The sequence below is a fragment of the Deferribacter abyssi genome (genome assembly GCF_049472655.1).
Taxonomy (GTDB): Bacteria; Chrysiogenota; Deferribacteres; order Deferribacterales; family Deferribacteraceae; genus Deferribacter; species Deferribacter abyssi.
This window is the reverse complement of sequence record NZ_JAQNCS010000024.1, coordinates 1-19703: the sequence shown is the minus strand read 5'-3', so window position 1 is coordinate 19703 and position 19703 is coordinate 1. Positions and strand designations below refer to the sequence as shown.

The following is a 19703-nucleotide window of genomic DNA, read 5'->3' as shown; positions in this document are numbered from 1 at the left end:
TCGGCATAAAGGGATGAAAAGCTTCTTTTGTAATCTTCATGAGCTGTAAGTAAAAATACTGGGATATTTTCGTCTTTCTTTTTTATTTCTTTTAAAATATCCAATCCACTTTTATCTGGCATGTTAATGTCTAACAATATTATGTCTGGCTTGAGTTCCTTGTACAATTTTAATCCAGTTATTGCATTTCCTGCTTCACTAACTTCGAATCCTTCTTCTCTTAGAAATTCTTTATAAAATGATCTAATAGAAGGATCATCGTCAATTATTAATATTTTTTTACTCATTTATAACCTCCCTAATGAAATATAAGTCTATTTTTGTTCCATTTTTATCAGAAAAAATCTTTATATCTCCCTTATGTGCTTCCATAATTTTTTTACAAATAGGTAATCCTAATCCACTACCATTATCTTTTGTTGTAAAAAATGGAGTAAATATTTTAGATAGATTTTCTTTAGGTATTCCTACGCCATTATCAATTATTTCTAATATAATATAATTGTTCGTTAATCTAGAAGTTATTTCAATTTTATTATCTAGACCCTTCATTGCATCTATACTATTATTAAAAATATTTAAAAGAACTTGTAAAATTTTATTTCTATCAACTAATAAATAAATATCTTTCTTTATCTTTATATCTACATCAATATCATTATAATTTATTTTTTCAAAAAGAATCGATATTGCTTCTTCTACAATATTTAGAAGGCTAACTTTTTCTCGAATTAATTGTAGATTTTTCGAATAAAATAATAAATCCTTAATGAGGACTTCCATTCTTTCAACTTCATTTTTAATAATATTTAAGTATCTAAGAGACGGTTCATCGGTAGTAATTTTTATTAGTCTGTTAGTAAAACCACCTATTGATACCAGAGGGTTTTTTAGTTCGTGTGCAATGGTGGCTGTTAGTTTTCCCATGTTTATGAGATTGCTATTTTTGTACATATTTTCTTTAAAAAAGTTTAGGTCTTCCACAGCAAATTGATATTTTTTCAGTGTTGAAGTAAACTCAAAAGCAAGAGCAATAATCTTTGAATATAGAGTTAAAATATTTTCTATAAAAATTTCTTGACTTGGTTTTATAGAAATTACTAATAAGCCGACAGGACCTTTACTTGTATAAATTCCGATAGCGTAATTATCAAAAGGGAAAAATATGTTTTTAATTAAGGAAACCCTTTTTATTTGTTCGAAAAATAAAATATCACTTAGTTCATTTCTTTCTTTAATTTTAATTATCTCTTTTTTAAAGAGATAAAAGTTTTCATTCATTTTTTTTGCGTTATATATTAAACCTCGTAGCTGTAGTAATTTGGCGTTTAAAAAGTAAATACCAGCGCATTCTATATAATTATTTGTTAATAATTGATTTAGAATCTTTTTTAAGATAACTTCAAGATTTTCTTTCTGAATAATGCTGTCTAACGTATCAATACATTTTAGCAAGTTTGGTGAATTGAGATTATTTGGGAATTCGATGTATGTTTCAAGTAAATCTAGGATTAGGTCTTTCTGAGAATCATCTAATTCTTTATGAGAATTATATGAGAGTTTAAACAAATATGGTGTATTACTATGTTCTAAACTGTATCCTTTATCGTCACTTTTATGAAATGAATATAATTTTGCATCATTGAATAGAATATCTAACTTATTGACTTTAATTCCAAATAACTGTTCTATTAATGTTATAACCTTCATGTTTAATTATAACATAATTTTTTAATTGTGTACTAAAAAATTAATAGTTTTTGGAAGATGATAAAAAGTTTCTAAAAGATTCAATTAGGGTTATCCAACTATCTTTAGTCCTGGTTTTTGCAAAAGTTATAAGCTCGTTTTCAAAAAAGTTATATATAAATTTAAGATACAAGACTCTTTCTAATATTTTATCTGAAAGATCCTCCCCTAAAGGATTGGGAGCTTTTATACTAGAAATTCGTAATGGATCTGTTTTAAAAGTGGTTTCCATTTGAAAAGTTGTTGTAAGAATTTTTATTGTAATTTGTTTTACTTTTTTAGATGTTTCAAAGGCAGTAAAAAGCTCTCTACATTGTGAGATATTATTACTGCTTATAGTTATTTTTTCAGAAGTATTTTCGTCTTCAAGATGAATGTTTTTAATAATTTCATAAGTTGCGGAAATATTATCAATTGTAAAAGTATTTTTATTTAGAAAATATTTGATTACGAGATACGTTAAAAACTCTGACTCTAAAAAAGAGATGTCTCTTTTTTTTCCTGAAATAAAAAGTGCCAGAATAACCTCCTACTATATACTTGTTGGTAATGTGTTTATCAAATCGTCCAGAATGGTTAAGTCATCGATATTTGCTTTTATTGTTTCTAATAAAGTTTCTCTGTATACATTTAAATCAAAAGCAGCATTGAAAAGATGAGTAATTGTATCTAGAACTTTACTATTGAGCTTGCTTGCAAATATACTTGAATGATTGATATCAATAATTATTTCTATAATATTAGTTGAAGGAGGAGTGTCTTTTAAAATCTTTTTTGTTACAGATGATTTTAAAAACTCTATATCAGACTTGTTAAGTTTATTTTTACCAGATTCTTGTTTAAGCTGTTTTTTTGCTTTTTCAAATTCTATAAGAAAAAAATTATTATTTACTTTTTTTTCGTCAATTCTAATAGAAAAAACAAAATATTCTCCAAATGTTATCTCAGCACTCTCAAAAGATTCAAATTCTGGGTAATTAAAAGGGACGAAACCATAATTTATATATTTTAATTCATCATAGATGTTATCGAAGGAGAAATTGCTAAGCCTGTCTATTACTTCAGTTAATAGGTTTGGGAAACTTCCCTCGTATTTTAACTTGAAAAAGCTCAAATTACCTTTCAATATGCCCATCTTTCCTCCAAAAAGAAGTTTATTAGATAAAAAAGAGAAAATAAGCAATGATTTTTTACTGGAGTTACCCCATTTTTTTATTGCTAGTCTAATTTATGTATATACTTCAGATAGTTACATGTTATTGTTTATGAAAAAACATTTTCTTCATTCTCGAAAAACATCCGGTTTTGCTTCGAGGCAATTTCCTCTAAAACCACCATCCATGGTGGTTTTATGGGATCTTGAACCCAGAAAATGTTTTTTCATAAACAACTCCAAACAAGGTTTTATAAAAAATGGGGTGACGCCAGGTTTAAAAAAGTTGATTTTTTTAGTGAAACTGGTATCTATATTTGGTTTTAGTATAAAAACAATTAACAAGGAGGATATAATGGCTATTGAAAGGACACTTGCAATTATTAAACCAGACGCAGTGAAGATGGGTGTAAGTGGTAAAATTATTCAAAGGATTGAAGATGAAGGGTTTAATATTATTGGTATGAAGAAAATATGGATGAGTAAAGATGTAGCAAAGGGATTTTATTATGTTCATAAAGAAAAACCTTTTTTTGAGGCTTTGACAGATTTTATGAGCTCTGGACCTGCTATTGTTATGGTATTAGAAAAGGAAAATGCTATTAAGGATTGGAGGAAGCTGATGGGTGCAACAAATCCTGCGGATGCTGAGGACGGGACTCTTAGAAAAGAATTTGGTAAAAATATTGATAATAATGCTGTTCATGGATCTGATGCTCCTGAGACTGCGGCTTTTGAAATTGGTTATTTTTTTTCACAAGTTGAACTTGTGTAAAAAATATAAGTGAAACTAAGGGTATAGTGAGAGTAGGGGATTAGATATGAAAAAGGGCAAGCGTTTGGGTTTGCCCTTTATTAAATATCTTTATTGAAGTTGATATTATGGTTTTGTTTGGCTTTTTAATTGTTGATTGAGATATGATTTTAGAGGTGATGATATGAAATATATGAGTACGAGAGGGAATGTAAAAGGAATTAATTTTCAAGATGCAGTATTAATGGGACTTGCCGATGATGGAGGACTTTTAGTCCCAGAAGAAATACCTTTTATGAGTATAAAAGAAATTAAAGCTTTGAAGGATAAAGGTTATCAAGAAGTAGCTTTAATTATAATGAAAAAATATATTTCAGATATTGATGAAGCTACACTTGAAGAAATAGTTTTTAAAAGTTACAAAACATTTGAGGATGAAAAAGTTATACCTGTAATAAAACTTGGTAACTTTTATCTTTCAGAGCTATTTCATGGGCCTACCTATGCATTTAAGGATATTGCGTTACAATTTCTGGGCAATCTTTTTGAGTACATACTGGATCAAAGAAATGATTATCTTAATATAATTGGTGCCACAAGTGGTGATACAGGTAGTGCTGCTATTTATGGAGTAAGAGGTAAAAAAGGTATTAAAATTTTTATTTTGCACCCAAGGGGTAGAGTTAGTAGAATGCAAGAATTGCAGATGACCACTGTATTGGATGATAATGTTTTTAACATAGCGATTGCAGGGACATTTGATGATTGTCAATATATTGTGAAGGAGATTTTTTCAGATGTAGAGTTTAAGAGAAAGTATAATTTAGGTTCTATTAATTCAATAAATTGGGCGAGAGTATTGGCTCAAATAGTTTATTATTTTTATTCATATTTTCAAACCGATGAGGCTGATTCAATGTCTAAAGTTAACTTTGTTGTACCAACAGGAAATTTTGGAAATATTCTAGCAGGCTTTTATGCTAAAAAAATGGGACTCCCAGTTAATAAGCTTATAATTGCCACAAATGAAAATAATATTTTATATCGCTTTATAAAAAAAGGTGATTATAGCATTAGAAATGTGGTTGAGACGTATTCTCCTTCTATGGATATTCAGATTGCAAGTAATTTTGAGAGATTTTTATTTTATCTGTTTGAAGGGGATTCGAACTGGGTGGTAAAAAGTATGAAGCAATTAAAAAATGAGAAAAAAATTAATTTTAGTGACGAGTTAATGAAAAAGGTTAGAGAAATTTTTGATGCTACTTCAACTTCTAATGAAAGAAACTTAGAAGTTATCAAAGAGATTTATGACAAATATAAATATATTGTGGATCCTCATACTGCATGTGGAATAGATGCTGTATTAAAGTTGAAAAATTTTTACAATGAAGCTTTTATTGCAATGTCCACAGCTCATCCTGCTAAATTTATTGATTCTGTTGTTAAGGCAATAGGGGCTAAGCCTGAAGTACCTAACGGCCTTAAGGAACTGGAAAATAAAGAAAAAAGGGTATATGAGCTTGAAGCTAGTGTGAGTCTTGTAAAAAAGTTTATTGAAAAGAATCTTTAAATGGGAAAGACAAGTATTGAAAGGTATAATTTTAATCTTAATGAGTCCTTGATTGCTCAATACCCTTCAGATAGGAGAGGAGAATCAAAGTTATTAGTTGTTAATAGGAGAGCGGCCACATATAAAGATATGAAATTTATAGATATTATATCGTTAATAAATAGTGATTCTTTTCTAGTGGTAAATAATACAAAGGTTTTGAAAGCAAGGCTTTTTGGAAAGAAAAAATCTGGTGGAAAGATTGAAATTTTACTCCTAGAACAATTAGATAACAAGAAGTTTAAAGCTATGATTGGAGGAAAATGGAAAAAGGATGATGAAATATTTATAGATGAATTTAAGGTCTATGCAACGAGTAGAGATACAGAGGGTTTGGTTGTTGTGGATTTTTTAGATAATAATCCATTTGAAGTAATGGAGCAAAAAGGACATGTCCCTTTGCCTCCTTATATAAAAAGGAGTGACACAAAAATAGATCAAGAAAGATATAATACTGTTTATTCTAAGAACTATGGTTCTGTAGCTGCTCCCACTGCTGGTTTACATTTTACAAATGAGATTTTGAAAGGATTGAAAGACAAAGGGGTGGAAATCCTTGAGATTACTTTAAATGTAGGGCTTGGTACATTTAGACCTGTAAAAACTAAATTTATAGAAGACCATCAAATGCATAGTGAAAATTTTACTATTGGTAGTGATGTAGCTGCACGTATTAATAAGCTCAAAAACGAAGGGAAAAAATTGATTGCTGTGGGGACTACTGTTGTAAGAGCACTGGAGTCATCAGCTTCGGATAAAGGGGTTGTCAGAATAGCCAATAATCAGTCAACAAATCTTTTTATTACAGAAGGATACGACTTTAAAGTTGTTGATAAACTAATTACAAACTTTCATTTGCCTAAATCAACACTATTTATTCTTGTAACAGCATTTGGTGGCTATGATCTTATTATGGATGCTTATAAACATGCCATGAAAAATGAATATAGATTTTTCAGCTATGGAGATGCAATGTTTATTGAGTAGATGAGTAGCGTATCAAAAGAAAATTTTTCTATTAAAACTGGAAGGTCTAGGTATATGTTTAGATTTACATTAGTAAAAAAAGATTACAAAACGAAAGCAAGGTTGGGTTTTTTTGAAACACTACATGGAAAGGTGGAAACACCTATTTTTATGCCTGTAGGGACAGTTGGTTCTGTAAAAACTGTAACACCTGATGAGTTAAAAGCTTTAGGATCGCAGATTATTCTTGGTAATACATATCATCTTCACTTAAGACCAGGTGAAGATGTGGTAAACCATTTTGGAGGGCTACATAGATTTATTAGTTGGGATAAACCTATTTTAACTGATAGTGGTGGTTTTCAAGTATTTAGTCTTGCTGAGTTGAAAGATATTACTGATGAAGGTGTAACTTTTAAATCTCATCTTAATGGGCATAAGATTTTTCTAACACCTGAAAAATCTATTGAAATTCAAACAAAACTTGGTTCTGATATTATGATGGTGCTTGATGAATGTGTACCGTATCCCTGTGACAAAGAGTATGTAAAAAAATCCATTAAATTGACAGCAAGATGGGCTAAAAGATGTAAAGATGCAAAAATAAATGAATGGCAGGCGCTTTTTGGAATTGTTCAAGGTGGAGTGTATGAAGATTTAAGAAAGCAAAGTGCAGTAGAAATTGTAGAGATTGGTTTTGATGGATATGCCATAGGTGGGCTTAGTGTTGGAGAAGAAAATCGACTGATGTATGACATAACTGATTTTACAACAGATTTCTTACCTGAGGATAGACCAAGATATCTAATGGGTGTTGGTACCCCTGAAGATATCCTAGAATGTGTGTCAAGAGGGGTTGATATGTTTGATTGTGTAATGCCTACAAGAAATGCAAGGAATGGATTACTTTTCACAAGCTATGGGAAGCTTCATATTAAAAGGGAGCAATGGAGGCTATCAGATAAACCGATAGATGAGAATTGTAATTGCTATACATGTAAAAATTTTTCAAGAGGGTATCTGCGTCATCTATTTAAAACTGGTGAGATTTTAGCTTTGCGATTAAATACTATTCATAATTTGCATTTTTATATTTCTCTTGTAAAAGATATCAGAAATGCTATAAGAAAAGAATGTTTTGATGAATTTAAAAAGGAAAAATTAGAGATGTTTAAAATAGGAGGAGATAATGTTTGAATCAATAGCTTATGCAGCAGGCGGGCAACAGGCACAAAATCCGATAGCAGCGTTTTTACCACTTATATTAATATTTGTAATATTTTATTTTTTACTGATAAGACCTCAACAGAAAAGACAGAAACAGCATCAGCAGATGCTTGAATCTTTAAAAGCTGGAGATGAAATCATAACATCGGGTGGAATATATGGAAAAATAGATAGGGTATTGGATCAAAATACTTTTTTAGTTGAAATTGCAAATGGTATCAAAGTGAAGTTGGTTAAAAGTGCAGTATCTGCTAAAGTTAATTCTGGAGTGGAAAATAATTAACAAAGGAGCATAAGAGACAATGAAGTATAAATTGAGATGGGCTATTATATTTATTGTAGTTGTAGGAGCGTTGATATCCCTTTTCCCTTTAAATGAAAAAATTAAGCTTGGTTTGGATTTAAGGGGAGGGATGTATGTCCTTCTTGGGGTAGACGTTGATAAAGCTGTTGATGCTAAGTTGGATACTCTTGTTACTCAAATAAAAAAGGATTTGCGTGGGGAGAAGATTGGATTTAACTTTGTAAGAAAAGAGAATGGGAAAATTATCGTTGCGCTAAAAGATAATTCTATAGATAAAGTAAAAGAATTAATTAATAAACATTATTCAATTTTGAAAGAATCCGGATTGAGAAAAGTAGATAATGTAATTGAGTTTACAATGGACCCAAAAGAGGTTGAAAGGATTAAAGATTATGCTGTGGAACAGGCTGCTCAGGTTATAAGGAACAGGGTTGACCAATTTGGTGTAGCCGAGCCGGTAATACAAAGACAAGGGAAAACAAACATTTTAGTTCAATTACCAGGGATTAGTGATCCTGATAGGGCTATAAAGCTTATTGGTAAAACGGCACAATTAAAATTTTATCTTGTTGATGATACGGTAACAGAAGCTGATATTGTATCAGGAAATATTCCATTTGATGACATTATTCTTTATAAAAAAGTTATCGATAAAAGAACAGGTAAAATTGTGCAAAATACTCCTTATGCTCTTAAAAGGGACGCTGTCCTTACAGGAGATTATTTGGTCGATGCAGAGGTGAGAATATCTTCGCAATTTAATGAACCTTATGTGTTAATCAAATTTGATACCGCTGGTGGTAAATTATTTGGGGAGATTACGAGAAATAATATAGGAAAAAGACTTGCAATAGTTCTTGATAATAATGTTTATTCAGCCCCTGTTATTAGAGAAGCTATTACAGGTGGAGAAGCTCAGATTTCTGGAAATTTTACAATGGAAGAGGCTAAAGATTTAGCAATTGTTTTAAGAGCGGGTAGCTTGCCAGCTCCTGTTAAAATATTAGAGAATAGAACAGTTGGACCGTCTCTTGGAAAAGACTCTATACAAAAAGGTATTATGGCATCTGTAATAGGGTTTATTTTAGTTGTGCTTTTCATGGCTGTATATTATAGATTTGCTGGTATAATTGCTGATGTTGCATTGTTTTTAAATTTTTTAATAATACTTGGTGTTATGGGAATGTTTAAAGCAACACTTACTTTGCCTGGTATTGCTGGTTTAATACTTACAATTGGTATGTCAGTAGATGCAAACGTGCTGATCTTTGAAAGAATAAGAGAAGAGTTGAGGCTAGGTAGGACTGCTTTGAATGCTATAGAGGCCGGTTTTGAAAAAGCTATGTCTACAATACTTGATGCAAACATTACTACTCTTATCGCAGCCATTGTACTATTCCAGTTTGGTACGGGGCCTGTCAAAGGTTTTGCTGTTACATTATCAATAGGTATTCTTGCCTCAATGTTTACAGCTATTTTTGTCAGTAAAACTATTTTTCTTCAAATTTATGAATCTAAAGAAAATAGAAAGTTAAGTATTTAAGGAGATTAGTGATGTTTGAGATAATAAAGCCAGATACTAAAATTGATTTTATGGGTAAATCTAAACTGTTTTTTCTTATTTCTGGTCTGGCAGTGCTTTTAAGCTTGATCTTGATCTTTACTAAAGGGTTTAACTTCGGGATAGATTTTGCAGGTGGTACTGTAGTTCAGGTCAAGTTTGAAAAAGCTCCAAAGCTAGAGGTATTAAGATCAAATATAAAAAAGCTAAATCTTGGTGATGTTGTAATTCAAAATTTTGGTGACGATAGAGAAGTATTAATTAGAATAGAAAAAAGTAACAAAGATTTGAATATGGTGGCAAATGATGTAAAAAAAGTACTTGCTGAGTCTTTTAAAGATAATAAATTCCAGATTGATAGAGTAGAGCAGGTGGGACCACAAGTTGGATCAGAACTAAAAAAGAAGGCTACTTTAGCTGTTATTTATGCTTTAATAGGTATATTGATTTATGTAACAGTCAGGTTTGAGTTTATTTTTTCAGTTGGGGCTGTTCTAGCTTTGTTTCATGATGTGATTATAACACTTGGTGTTTTTTCCTTTACGGGTAAGGAAATTAATTTGCCGATAGTAGCTGCAGTTCTTACCATAGTGGGTTATTCTTTAAATGATACAATAGTTGTTTATGATAGAATTCGTGAAAGAATTAAAGCTTCAACTGGAAAAATTATGTTCTTAAAACTTATAAACAGAAGTATAAATGAAACATTGAGTAGAACTATATTGACATCATTCACAACCTTTTTGGCCGTTTTAGCTCTTTATATTTTTGGAAGTGAGGTTATTAGAAATTTTGCCTTTTCCCTATTAGTGGGAATAATTGTGGGTACCTATTCATCCATTGGTATTGCAAGTAGTTTGGTTTATATGATTAAAAAAGATAGGTAGTTTAGTTTATCAAAGTTTGGTGAGAGAGGAATTCCTCCTCTCTCATATTACCTTTAGAAGTTCTTGTTTAATTTGGTTTAAATAATTTATGTTATATATTTTCATATTGTGTTCGTCAGTAATGTAAAAAGAGTCAACAACTCTATCCACATCGGTTGAAATCTTAGCTTTTTGTACATTGATTTTTAATTTTTCAAAAACAGTTAAAATATCGTACAATAGTCCGATTTTATCTTCTGTAAAAATATCTATAACTGTGAAAACAGAAGATATGTCATTATCAAAAATGACCTTTTTATTGATAGATTTTGGTATTTTTTTCTTAAAGATAGGGGCAGGTGCTTTTTTTATCAACTCATCTACATAAATTTTGTTTGTTATAGCGTCTTTTATAGTTGTTGCAATTTCATTGCATTTTTTAACAATAAAATTAAGTGGTTCTTTTGAGCTTGAGACTTGAATTGTATCCATTACAATATTATTGTCGAAAGTAAAAATTTGAGCACCAAGTATGTTGAGTCCAAAATATGCAAAAATACCAGAAAGTTTTTTTAATAAACCCAAAAAATCATAGGTACAAATGCTAAATTCTATGCAATTTAAATCTTCTCTGGTATTATAAGAAACAATAACTTTAGTATCGGGTGTGAGTTTTTTTATCATCTGAAGATGTCTGATTATATGTTTTACTTTGTAAGTGAAAATATACTCAGAATCTAAATCTTTTATCATTGATTTCATTATATTATCTGTTATTCTTTCGTAAAGTTTTCTGCGTTTTATATCCACAATTTTGTTGTATTCACTAATAAGATTTTCTTTTTCCATTGCAGTAAGTGATTTTAAATAAAGCTCAGTTAAAAGGGTACTTTTCCATTCGTTGAACAGTTCTCCTCCAACAGCATTCATATCTGCATAAGTTAAAAGATAGAGTAGATGTAACTCGTCTTCGTTGTTTAAAAAACTAATGAAATATTCTATAACTTCAATGTCATGCAAATCCCTTCTTTGTGATATATGGCTCATGAGAAGATGGTGCTCTACCATATTAGAAATGGTATCAATATCATCTTGGTGTAAACCAAGTCTTTGGCATATGGTTTGAGACATTTTTGCCCCGACAATGGAATGATTGTATCCTTGGCCTTTACCAATATCATGAAGGAGAATTGATAGAGCTAAGAGGTCTTTTCTCCTCAGTTTTCTAAATGCTTCTAGATAATTGTTTTTAAAGGGATGATTTGAGATTATAAGGTCATCGATAAATTTTAATGCTAGTATAGTATGTTCATCTACTGTATAATGATGATATAAATCGTACTGAACTCTACATACAATATCGTTGAATTCAGGGATGAATTTTTGTAAGACGCCTGTGTGAAGCATATTTTTTATAATTTTGGAAGAGTATGGAAAGGTAGATATCCTTTTAAGAAAAAGAGTTCCATATTTTTTTTGATAACTTTCATCTATTAAGTAGAGGTTTTCTTTGATTAGTTCTGCAAGTTTATCAGAAAATTTTAGATTTTTTAGAGCAGAGATGTAAAAAACATTTATCATCAATTCTGGATATTTAATGAAAATATCTTTGTCATCAGTAGATAAGAGATTGTTGTATTGTATAAGATTATAACCTAATTTTCTGACACTGACTTTTTTATGGGTTTTCACAAATATTATTTCGTTAAGGGCTTTTGCTATAACTTTTTTTGCAATGCGATGAATATTTCTTGCATTTATATAGTAATCGCGTAAAAAATGTTCTACATTAAGTGACAGTGAAGTAGAAATGTATCCAAGTTCATTTGCAATTTCTTTTTGTGCTTCCAAAGTTAAAACATCATATTTTCTATTAAAGAAATAGTGTAATTCATTCCTTACTTTAAAAACAAATTCGATACCTCTCATGAGGTCATCGAAATCTTCCATTGTTATTATCCCTTTTCTAATTAAATTGTTTAGATTGTTACTATTATATAGTATTTTGTTGATCCAGCATATAAAATTATAATCTCTTATGCCACCTTGACCTTCTTTTATATTGGGTTCTAATTTGTAGATAGAGTCTCGGAATTTCTGGGAGCGTTGTCTTGCAGTGTTAATATGCTCCATTATGAAGTTTAACTTCCCTTTTTCTATGATATAAGATTTTACGATTTCTTTGTATCTATTGAAGAGTTCTTCATTACCATAAAGATAGTTAAAATCTATCAATGCGGTTTTTTCTGTAGTATCAAGCTTTTTATGTTTTTTGATATCTGAAAGGGACTTAATATGAATACCGGGATTTAAGTTTGTATCCCACAATAATGTTGTAAAATCAGAAACAAATTGTTGTTCTGTTTTATTTAAATGTTTTTTGTGCAGAATTAAAATATCGATGTCGGAATAAGGAGACATTTGTTCTCTTGCAAAACTACCCAATGATATGAAAGTTATATTTTCAAGAGGAAAACTTAATTGTTTTATAATTCGTTTTATTACATCCTTTGATAGGTCTGTTATTTTAAAAAGCAGTTGCCATGAAGTAGGATGTTTCTTTTTTTCTTCTTTTATTTCATACCATTTTTCCCAATAGTACGTCTTAATATCAACAATACTGTTCATCAGTTAAAGACCATATTGTATAAATAAATGTTTTTTATTTTTTCTTTTCCAAATTTTAATTCTAATGCCCTTTTTATTTGTTCTTTAAAAAACTTTTTTCCGTTTGGAGTGGATAAATCTGATGTTTTAAAATTAGTCATGACATCAGTAATAGTATATACAGTTTGTTTTTGATTTTTAGTTAATAGCTTTGCGGTGTCTTTATCTTTAGCTTCGATGTAAAGATCAACTTTTATGTGTCTATTAGTCAAATCACCACTTGATGCAACTATGTTTTCAATAAGAACACCGTAAGTATCATCTATCTTAATCTCTTTTACATTATATTTCTCATAAATTGTTTTGCGTTTAAACTTGATATTGGACACAATAGGTTTTAAAGAAATATCTAAGGAGTTTTTTATAATTAATAAGATAGTTATTGCTACAATTATAAAAGATGTTAGTAATATGAACTTTTTCATATGTTGAATATAACATAAATTTTAAATAAAAAAAAGCGCCTTTACAGGCGCAATTACTATTGTATATTGACAACCTACAGGGGACACTTATATTGATAGTTTTTTAAATAAAAAGTTCAAGGTAAATTATGCAAAGAGTTTATTTTTACACATTTGGATGTAAAGTAAATATTTCAGAAATGGAGCAGTTGAGACTTCAAGCAATAAGGAAAGGGCTGCTTTGTGTTGATAGATTAGATGATGCTGATATTGTTATCATAAACAGCTGTGCAGTTACTCAAAATGCTGAGAAAAAATGTAAGGATTTTATAAAAAAAGTAAAAAAAATATATGATAAGAAAGTTGTGGTGACAGGTTGTTTTGCGAGTATTATTGATAATGAATCAAAACAGTATGTTGATTTGGTTGTGGAAAACACTGAGAAACTACAAATCTTAGATAAAATTGCCTATTATCTTGATTTTGAATTTAGTGTATCTTTTGAGAACTATTCTATTAAATCTGATTATGACAAAACAAGAGCTTTTTTAAAAATACAGGATGGGTGTGATTCGTTTTGTTCATATTGCATTATACCATATTTGAGAGGACAACCTAATAGTAAGCAGGTTGAGGATGTTTTAAAAGAACTAAATTTTCTGGTTGATCAGAATTTTAAAGAGATCGTCTTGGTAGGTATTCATATTGGTAAATATGGTCAAGATATTGGTATAGACTTAAAGTATTTGCTAAAAAGAATAATCATGGAGATTGATAATGGTGTAAGAATAAGGCTTTCTTCATTGGATGTTGGAGAAGTAGATGATGAATTAATAGATATTGTGAGAAATTCTGATGGGAAAATATGTAATCATTTTCATATATCATTACAAAGTGGTTCAGATAAGATACTAAATAAAATGAATAGAAATTATTCTAAAGAAGATTTTATTAAAGTTTGTAAAAAAATAAAAGAGAATATAAGTGATGTGAGGATAGGCTCTGATGTAATTGTAGGTTTTCCTGGTGAAACAGATGAAGATTTTAATAGTACGATTGATACTTTGGTTAAAGGTGGTGTTGATTTTCTGCATGTTTTTTCTTATTCCAAAAGAAAAGGTACTAAGGCTTACAATATGGACAATCATATCCCAAAAAAGGTAAAAGAGCAAAGAGCTAAAAGGTTGAGAGAGGTGGGAAAGATTTTAAAACGAGAAGCTGAGCTAAATATGGTTGGAAAGATAGTTAATGTTTTGATAGAATCGAATGGTGGTGGATATACGAGTAATTATCACTATGTTACAATCGAGGATGGAAAAGTGATAAAAAATGAACTGTGTAACGTTTTAATAAAAAATGTAAATGATAAAGGTTTAGTGGGGGTTAAAGTTGAATAGAGACAAATTAATTATCATAGGTGGTGTTGCTGCTGGGGCAAGTGCCGCAGCAAAAGCTAGAAGAACTAATGAATATTTAGAGATAAAGATTTTTGAGAAGAATGGTTATGTTTCTTATGCTAACTGCGGTTTGCCTTATTATATTAGTGGTAAGATAAATAAACGTAAAAATCTATTGTTACATACTCCCAAAACTTTAGGGAGAAGATTTAAAGCGGATATATTAGTAAATCATGAAGTATTACAAATTAATACTAAAAAGAAGGTTGTTTATGTGAAAAATGAAGAAGGAGTAATTGAAGAAAGTTTTGATAAATTGATAATTGCTACAGGTTCAAAACCTGTTGTACCGAATATAGAAGGTATTGAAAATATTCCATATTTTCAGATGAGAACTGTGGAAGATGTTGATGCAATAAAAAGATTTTTAGAAGAGAAAAAACCTGAAACTGTGGCAATAATTGGTGGTGGTTATATTGGGGTTGAAGTGGCAGAGGCTATGCTTCATTGCAGTTTAAAAGTAAATATTATTGAAATAGCACCACATATTCTACCGGGATATTCCCCTGAAATTGCGTTTGAAGTAGAAGAGAGAATGAGGAAGGAAGGTGTAAAACTTTTTTGTGGTAGAAAAGTAAAAAAGATTGTTTTTAGTAGTGGGAAATACAGATTGTTTTTAGACGATGATGAATTTATCGATGTAGATATGCTTTTTCTTGCAACAGGTGTAAAACCTAATGTGGAGATTGCCCAAAATGCAGGGATAGAACTTGGAGAAACCGGTGGAATATTAACAAATAGTTATATGCAAACAAATTATGATTATATATTTGCTGCTGGAGATGCAGTGGAGAAAGTGCATATAATTTCAGGTAAAAAGGTTTTGTTCCCTTTAGCTGGTCCTGCAAACAGAGAGGGTAGAGTAGCTGGTTGTAATGCTGCTGGGGGTGTTCTTGAGAATCCGGGGATTTTAGGTACAAGTGTTGTAGGTTTTTTTGATAAGGTTGTAGCCAAAACTGGGTTGAGTTATAAAGAAGCGTTGAATGCTGGTTTTGACGCAGATTATGTTTATACAGAAGACCCTGATCATGCAGAGTATTATCCTGGTTACAAATATATTTATATGAAGACAATATTCGATAAAAAAACAAAGAAAGTGTTGGGAGTTGAAGCTAGTGGCAGTTATGATACAGTAAGAAAAGTGGATGTCATTGCTACTGCATTGTATGGTGGATTAACTATTTATGATTTGGAAAATATTGACTTTTCCTATGCTCCTCCATTTGGGTCAGCCAGAGATAATATTAATAAAGCAGGATTTGTGGCTGCAAATCAGGATAGAGGAGAGGGTTATGGTATAAAGCCGGATCATTTTCTTGATTTGATGAAAGACAGTTCATTACAAGTTATTGATGTGCGCACAAAATTAGAATATAACCTTTATAGGATTGATAATGCAAAGAATATTTATGTTAACGAGCTAAGAGATAGATTGGATGAGATTGATAGGGAAAGACCAGTTTATCTTTATTGTGCAGTTGGGTTTAGAGGCTATCTTGCTACAAGATTTTTGAGAAATCTTGGGTACGAGGCTTACAATATTTTGGGTGGAATAGAAAGCGTTAAAAGATTTAAAACTTTATAAGGAGGAGTCATGAAAGTTGTTTTAAAAACAGATATTCCAGATTTGAAATTAGTGGGCAGGGGGAAGGTTAGAGACATATATGATTTGGGTAATTATCTTTTAATAGTAACAACTGACAGAATTTCTGCATTTGATGTAATTTTGCCAAATGGGATTCCTTATAAAGGTTATGTGTTGACTCAACTCTCTAAATTTTGGTTTGAAAAAACATCTCATATTGTAAAGAATCATCTTATTACTACAGAAATAGAGGATATGCCTGAAGTTTGTAAAAAATATAAAGATATACTTGAAGGTAGAAGTATGCTTGTAAAGAAAGCAAAACCTTATCCTGTAGAGTGTGTTGTCAGAGGGTATATTACTGGTTCAGCTTGGAAAGATTATTTAAAAACGGGGGGAGTTTGTGGAATATTGTTGCCAGAGGGTTTGAAAGAATCACAAAAAATTGAGCCACCTATTTTTACGCCTGCAACAAAGGCCGAGATTGGTGAGCATGATGAAAATATTTCTTTTGATGAAATGGTTCTAAAAATTGGTGATAAGATTGCTAAAAAGTTGAGAGATTATACTATAGAAATATATAATTATTGCTCAAAAATTGCTGAGGAAAAGGGGATTATTATAGCTGATACAAAGATGGAATTTGGAGAAAAAGATGGTGAAATAATTTTGATTGATGAACTATTAACACCAGATTCTTCAAGATTTTGGTTTAAAGCAAGTTATGAAGTGGGAAAACCTCAGGAGAGTATGGATAAGCAATTTGTAAGAAATTATCTTGAAACTCTAGATTGGGATAAAAAAGCTCCAGGTCCAGAACTTCCTGATAGTATTATTGAGCAAACATCTAAAAGATACCTTGAGATAATGGAAATTCTTACAAAATAGATGCCAAGTAAATAAAGATTATTTTGAATTTATGACCCTCGCAGTGATAATTACAATTTTATTATTGCGAGGGCCGATATCGATGGTGTAATTTTTACTACCTATATTTTTCTATTAAAGTATTTAGCTCATTGATAAGCTCGCTAACGATTATTAAAAACTTTTGTAAATTAGAATGTGCTTCATCAAAGTTTTTATTTTTTATAGAGTCCATGATAATTCTGCCGAGGTCATGTACCTGGATATGATTATTTTCTATTTTCTTGTAATCTGGATCATCTTTAAACAATTTCATCCCTTCATTATAATAAAACTTTCCAAAATTACATGACTTATGGTCTACGATTGTAAAACTACAATTTCTGTTTGCTACACATTTGATGACATTTATTACAAACTGGATGTGATCTAATTTAGCACGAATAAAAGATGCCCCTTTACTGCTAAATTTAAATTTAGAATATGAATCTGTCATCTGTGATAAATTCTTTAGCATATTATCCAAAACATCTGTCATATCTAAAATATCTTCTTTTACTGTTTCAGATGCTTTTGCAACATTTTCTACACTTCTTGTAATTTCTTCTGTAGCAGATGATTGTTCTTCAACTGCAGCTGAAATACTCATAATAAGATTAACTAACTCTCTTATAGAAGAGAGAATTGTGTTGAAATTTTCGTTTGTATTTCTAGTGATTTCTACCTGTTTATCTACAGACTTTTTCACTTCTATTGATTTTTCATTAACATGTTTTACATTGTATTGTATATTTTTTATCATATTTTCAATTTCTTTAGTGGATTTTTGGGTTTTTTCTGCAAGTTTTCTTACCTCATCTGCCACTACAGCAAATCCTCTTCCATGTTCACCGGCTCTTGCTGCTTCGATGGCTGCATTGAGCGCTAATAAGTTTGTTTGATCTGCAATGTCATTAATTACGGAAAGTATTTCTCCAATTTGTTTAGAATTTTCTAAAAGATCATTTGTTTCATTACTTAATGTTTCGATTACCTGGCTTACACTTTCAGAATACTGTAATGATTCGTCAATAATTACTCCGCCTTCTTCAGCCACTTTCATTGTTTTTTCAGCCATATTGGAAGCTTCATTGGCACTTCTTGCAATTTCCATAATAGTGGAACTCATTTCTTCGCTTGCAGTAGCAACTTGATTAGACATTTGTACATTTTCTGCAATCGCACTTTCAATATTAGCAATTTTTTCACTTACTGGTATCACACTCTCAGATGTTTTTGATAAGTTAATTAATGTTTTTAAAAAGTCTTTTTCAATATTGTTTATAAATGTGTTGACCCAAATCGACATTTCAGCTATTTCGTCTTTTATAGATGCATTGAAAACTTTACATTTTTCACATTTTTCTATTTTGCCAGAAGTTAATAGTGGACATTTTCTGTTATCCGAAAAATCACCAAACACATTCCAGCATGGATTTTCCTTTGAATGCTCTGTGCACTCTTTCAAGTCAACAGACGTCAACTCCTCACAAGAAGCATATTTTAAAGGAATTCTTTTACTCAAATCACCCTTACCATAGGCAAGCTCTTTGACAATTTCTAGGAAGAATTTGATTGGCCTAAAAGCCATATTAAGACTTATTATTAAGACTAAGATCATTATAAAGCCAATAATTGCTATTATAATGTTAATTAGTAGGGATTTATTGGCACTCTTTATTTCATGCAAAAAATTATGTGTATAAAAAACTACTCCGATTTCGTTACCTGAAAAATCTTTTAGTGGTAACTTATGTAGATAAAAGAAACCGTTTTCTGTTTTATAACTTTTTTTATTGTAAGCATTTTTTAGTAATTTTTTAATGTTATTTCCTGAAAAAGTATAAAAAACTAAGTTATTTATTATTATATCACTTTCTTTATTGTTGAATCTGCGGGCTTTTTTGAATACATCATCATAAATACCTACAGCAAATTCTAGCTTGAATGTATCAGCAACATTGTTAATTAAGGTTAAAAGTGAAGCACCCATTTCAACACTACCAATATGGTTGCCATTATAAAACACTGGATATACAACTCTAAGACCGGGACCAGCTCTACCAACTTCTATTCCTGTGACAGGTTTTTTATCTTTATTACATTTAACAACGGTTTTTCTAAAACTAGATAAGTCATCGCCATATTTTGATGGTTTGTGTAGTCTTAGAAAGCTTGTGGCAGGTGGGAGATGATATTGAAACTGGGCTATACCATATTTGTTTTTTAATATTCTGAAGTAGTCTTTTAATTCAGCAGCTAGTTCATTTCTTTTTGCCTCAGCAAACAGTTTATTTAAATATTTATTATCTACTAACGTTTTTACCGTAAGAGATAAATCTTTAAGTTTTGTTTCGATATTGTGGTTTATAGCCTCATCAGCTTTAACAAACATATCCTCTGCCATGGATAAAATGGATTTCCTTACATTTTTGTAATTGATATAAGAAATTGCTGCGGTGATTATTAAGATAGAAATGGTTGAAACGATT

16 protein-coding genes and 2 pseudogenes are annotated in these 19703 nt (G+C 30.4%); 10 read left to right on the top strand and 8 right to left on the bottom strand.

The window, feature by feature from the left end; translation table 11 throughout:
• The 3 genes from OWK30_RS10900 to OWK30_RS10890 all read right to left on the bottom strand — a co-directional run.
• A partial coding sequence (locus OWK30_RS10900; protein WP_423326416.1) for a response regulator occupies window positions 1-287 on the bottom strand: 287 nt, incomplete at its 3' end.
• The gene (locus OWK30_RS10895; RefSeq protein ID WP_423326414.1) at window positions 280-1710 is read right to left on the bottom strand and encodes a sensor histidine kinase; all 1431 of its coding nucleotides are present in this window, start codon (window positions 1708-1710) and stop codon (window positions 280-282) included. The genes OWK30_RS10895 and OWK30_RS10900, both read right to left, overlap by 8 nt.
• A gap of 571 nt (window positions 1711-2281) precedes the next feature.
• Window positions 2282-2884, bottom strand: coding sequence for a hypothetical protein (locus OWK30_RS10890; RefSeq protein WP_423326413.1), 603 nt, complete (start codon window positions 2882-2884; stop codon window positions 2282-2284).
• Between the two features lie 379 nt (window positions 2885-3263).
• Here OWK30_RS10890 and ndk point away from each other — a divergent pair, with 379 nt between their 5' ends.
• The 7 genes from ndk to secF all read left to right on the top strand — a co-directional run bounded on the left by ndk (window position 3264) and on the right by secF (window position 10213).
• Window positions 3264-3677: a nucleoside-diphosphate kinase gene (gene ndk / locus OWK30_RS10885; protein ID WP_423326422.1), complete on the top strand. Its 414-nt coding sequence runs from the start codon at window positions 3264-3266 to the stop codon at window positions 3675-3677.
• Between the two features lie 163 nt (window positions 3678-3840).
• Window positions 3841-5229 carry a threonine synthase gene (gene thrC / locus OWK30_RS10880; protein ID WP_423326411.1) on the top strand — a complete coding sequence of 463 codons (1389 nt, stop codon included), beginning with the start codon at window positions 3841-3843 and terminating at the stop codon, window positions 5227-5229.
• A complete protein-coding gene (queA, locus tag OWK30_RS10875; RefSeq protein WP_423326409.1) occupies window positions 5230-6255 on the top strand; it encodes a tRNA preQ1(34) S-adenosylmethionine ribosyltransferase-isomerase QueA in 1026 nt (341 codons plus the stop codon). It begins immediately after the preceding gene.
• 54 nt (window positions 6256-6309) lie between these two features.
• On the top strand, window positions 6310-7431 hold the full coding sequence (tgt, locus tag OWK30_RS10870) for a tRNA guanosine(34) transglycosylase Tgt (RefSeq protein ID WP_423326420.1): 1122 nt from the start codon (window positions 6310-6312) through the stop codon (window positions 7429-7431).
• Entirely contained in the window at window positions 7424-7744 is a 321-nt protein-coding gene (gene yajC / locus OWK30_RS10865; protein WP_423326406.1) for a preprotein translocase subunit YajC, read from the top strand. The genes tgt and yajC overlap by 8 nt, the downstream gene beginning before the upstream one ends.
• A gap of 19 nt (window positions 7745-7763) precedes the next feature.
• Complete coding sequence (secD, locus tag OWK30_RS10860; protein ID WP_423326405.1) at window positions 7764-9308, top strand: protein translocase subunit SecD; 1545 nt, start codon at window positions 7764-7766, stop codon at window positions 9306-9308.
• 11 nt (window positions 9309-9319) lie between these two features.
• Complete coding sequence (gene secF, locus OWK30_RS10855; protein WP_423326403.1) at window positions 9320-10213, top strand: protein translocase subunit SecF; 894 nt, start codon at window positions 9320-9322, stop codon at window positions 10211-10213.
• A 42-nt stretch (window positions 10214-10255) separates the two neighbouring features.
• Here secF and glnD read toward each other — a convergent pair whose 3' ends face one another.
• Both glnD and OWK30_RS10845 read right to left on the bottom strand, forming a co-directional pair.
• Window positions 10256-12820 carry a [protein-PII] uridylyltransferase gene (gene glnD, locus OWK30_RS10850; RefSeq protein ID WP_423326401.1) on the bottom strand — a complete coding sequence of 855 codons (2565 nt, stop codon included), beginning with the start codon at window positions 12818-12820 and terminating at the stop codon, window positions 10256-10258.
• Window positions 12820-13284, bottom strand: a complete 465-nt coding sequence (locus OWK30_RS10845) for a flagellar basal body-associated FliL family protein (RefSeq protein WP_423326399.1) — start codon at window positions 13282-13284, stop codon at window positions 12820-12822. The genes glnD and OWK30_RS10845 overlap by 1 nt, the downstream gene beginning before the upstream one ends.
• 128 nt (window positions 13285-13412) lie before the next feature.
• Between OWK30_RS10845 and mtaB the strand changes: the two genes are divergently transcribed.
• From mtaB to OWK30_RS10830, 3 genes are read left to right on the top strand one after another with little or no spacing between them, the layout of a single operon-like run.
• On the top strand, window positions 13413-14660 hold the full coding sequence (mtaB, locus tag OWK30_RS10840; RefSeq protein ID WP_423326397.1) for a tRNA (N(6)-L-threonylcarbamoyladenosine(37)-C(2))-methylthiotransferase MtaB: 1248 nt from the start codon (window positions 13413-13415) through the stop codon (window positions 14658-14660).
• Window positions 14653-16305 (top strand): FAD-dependent oxidoreductase, encoded by a 1653-nt coding sequence (locus OWK30_RS10835; RefSeq protein WP_423326395.1) that lies wholly within the window; start codon window positions 14653-14655, stop codon window positions 16303-16305. The genes mtaB and OWK30_RS10835 overlap by 8 nt, the downstream gene beginning before the upstream one ends.
• Before the next feature lie 9 nt (window positions 16306-16314).
• Window positions 16315-17193, top strand: a complete 879-nt coding sequence (locus OWK30_RS10830) for a phosphoribosylaminoimidazolesuccinocarboxamide synthase (protein ID WP_423326393.1) — start codon at window positions 16315-16317, stop codon at window positions 17191-17193.
• A 97-nt stretch (window positions 17194-17290) separates the two neighbouring features.
• Here OWK30_RS10830 and OWK30_RS10825 read toward each other — a convergent pair whose 3' ends face one another.
• From OWK30_RS10825 to OWK30_RS10815, 3 genes and pseudogenes are all read right to left on the bottom strand, one after another.
• Window positions 17291-17668, bottom strand: a complete 378-nt coding sequence (locus OWK30_RS10825) for a CZB domain-containing protein (RefSeq protein ID WP_423326418.1) — start codon at window positions 17666-17668, stop codon at window positions 17291-17293.
• 135 nt (window positions 17669-17803) lie between these two features.
• A pseudogene (locus tag OWK30_RS10820) lies at window positions 17804-18274 on the bottom strand (methyl-accepting chemotaxis protein); the annotation flags it as partial.
• A 705-nt stretch (window positions 18275-18979) separates the two neighbouring features.
• Window positions 18980-19606, bottom strand: a pseudogene (locus OWK30_RS10815) (cache domain-containing protein); the annotation flags it as partial.
• Window positions 19607-19703 lie beyond the last annotated feature (97 nt).

What these genes read in the sequence shown, in the direction of transcription:
- OWK30_RS10825 (WP_423326418.1), bottom strand. Translation starts at nt 17,668, where the DNA reads ATGACAGATTCATATTCTAAATTTAAATTTAGCAGTAAAGGGGCATCT.
- OWK30_RS10830 (WP_423326393.1), top strand. Translation starts at nt 16,315, where the DNA reads ATGAAAGTTGTTTTAAAAACAGATATTCCAGATTTGAAATTAGTGGGC.
- mtaB (WP_423326397.1), top strand. Translation starts at nt 13,413, where the DNA reads ATGCAAAGAGTTTATTTTTACACATTTGGATGTAAAGTAAATATTTCA.
- secD (WP_423326405.1), top strand. Translation starts at nt 7,764, where the DNA reads ATGAAGTATAAATTGAGATGGGCTATTATATTTATTGTAGTTGTAGGA.
- glnD (WP_423326401.1), bottom strand. Translation starts at nt 12,820, where the DNA reads ATGAACAGTATTGTTGATATTAAGACGTACTATTGGGAAAAATGGTAT.
- yajC (WP_423326406.1), top strand. Translation starts at nt 7,424, where the DNA reads ATGTTTGAATCAATAGCTTATGCAGCAGGCGGGCAACAGGCACAAAAT.
- OWK30_RS10890 (WP_423326413.1), bottom strand. Translation starts at nt 2,884, where the DNA reads ATGGGCATATTGAAAGGTAATTTGAGCTTTTTCAAGTTAAAATACGAG.
- thrC (WP_423326411.1), top strand. Translation starts at nt 3,841, where the DNA reads ATGAAATATATGAGTACGAGAGGGAATGTAAAAGGAATTAATTTTCAA.
- secF (WP_423326403.1), top strand. Translation starts at nt 9,320, where the DNA reads ATGTTTGAGATAATAAAGCCAGATACTAAAATTGATTTTATGGGTAAA.
- OWK30_RS10895 (WP_423326414.1), bottom strand. Translation starts at nt 1,710, where the DNA reads ATGAAGGTTATAACATTAATAGAACAGTTATTTGGAATTAAAGTCAAT.
- OWK30_RS10845 (WP_423326399.1), bottom strand. Translation starts at nt 13,284, where the DNA reads ATGAAAAAGTTCATATTACTAACATCTTTTATAATTGTAGCAATAACT.
- tgt (WP_423326420.1), top strand. Translation starts at nt 6,310, where the DNA reads ATGTTTAGATTTACATTAGTAAAAAAAGATTACAAAACGAAAGCAAGG.
- queA (WP_423326409.1), top strand. Translation starts at nt 5,230, where the DNA reads ATGGGAAAGACAAGTATTGAAAGGTATAATTTTAATCTTAATGAGTCC.